The organism is Barnesiella sp. CU968, assembly GCF_905219685.1.
Taxonomy (GTDB): domain Bacteria; phylum Bacteroidota; class Bacteroidia; order Bacteroidales; family Muribaculaceae; genus Lepagella; species Lepagella muris_A.
In genome coordinates, this window is the sequence record NZ_CAJMXD010000584.1 from 1 (window position 1) to 1,176 (window position 1,176).

Annotated in this window: 1 pseudogene; it reads right to left on the reverse strand. The window is 54.0% G+C overall.

Annotation, left to right across the window (positions count from 1 at the left end):
- Window positions 1-1,101, reverse strand: a pseudogene (locus tag JX312_RS13855) (PD40 domain-containing protein); the annotation flags it as partial.
- Window positions 1,102-1,176: the final 75 nt, after the last annotated feature.

The following is a 1,176-nucleotide window of genomic DNA, read 5'->3' on the forward strand; positions in this document are numbered from 1 at the left end:
GTCATATACAAGTGTGCGTCCGTCTTTTGAGAAAGACACATAACGTTCCTGTGCCGGAGTGTCGGTGATTCTCTTGGTAGTCTTGTATTTGGCATCTGTCACGTATACATCGCCGCGTATAACGAAAGCAAGCTCATTGCCGGAGGGAGAGACTGCCATGGTCGTGGCGCCGCGGTCGGTGAAATACTTCACACGGTCTCCGTCATACTGGTCGGCGATGATTTCCACTGCGAGTTTCTGTGGCTCGCTGCCTGGGCGCATTGTGTATATGTCACCGTCCCATGAGAACGCGAGTGTGCCGTTGCCGGCGGCGGAAAGGTGGCGCACCGGGTGTTTGGCAAACCTGGTCAGCTGTTTCTTGCTTTTGCCGTCTGCGGTTGCCTCATACACATTGAGAGTGCCGTCTTCCTCGCTGATGAAGAAGAAGGAATTTCCGTCTGCCTTCCAGACCGGGTTGAGGTCATGTCCGTTGAATTTTGTCAGCTGGGTGAATCTGCCGTTGTCGTAGAGCCATATGTCGGAAGTGCCGGAAGAACGTTCGTGCTTGCGCCATATGTTCTCGAAACCCTTCTTGTCCTGATAGAGCACTTTGCCTGATTCCGACACGCTTGCAGCTCCCATCGGAAGTGAGAGGAAGAGCTGCGGGCGCAATCCCGGTTCGGAGATGTCGAGTTTCCATGTCTGGTTAAGGAAAGGGGCGCGTGAAGACTCCCTGGAGGGCATGCCTGAGGTCGAAAAAAGAATCTCGTGGTCATTGAGGAAAGCTATCGGGGTCTCCGATCCGCTGTTGGTGGTCAGCCTTACCGGAGTTCCGCCGGTGGCGTTGATGGAAAAAATATCCATTGAACCCTCGCGGTTGCTGGAGAAAATGATTTTCGAGCCGTCAGGACTCCATATCGGTGCGGTGTCGTAAGCCGGGTTGGAAGTTAGCTGGGTGGCTTTGCCTCCCTTCACCGGAACCGTGAAAATATCGCCCTTGTAAGTAAAGGCGACTGTAGCCCCGTCGGGAGAAATTGCGACATTGCGCAGCCAGCGGGGTGATTCCGCCGAGGCTGTGATGGCGGCGCATCCTAAGACCGCCGTGAGTAGCAGATTCTTCATAAGCTGTTATTGTTGATTAAGTTCTTAAGCTCGTTGTAAGGTTCGAGGAAGAAAGGTCTGTCGTTGAGGTGGGGG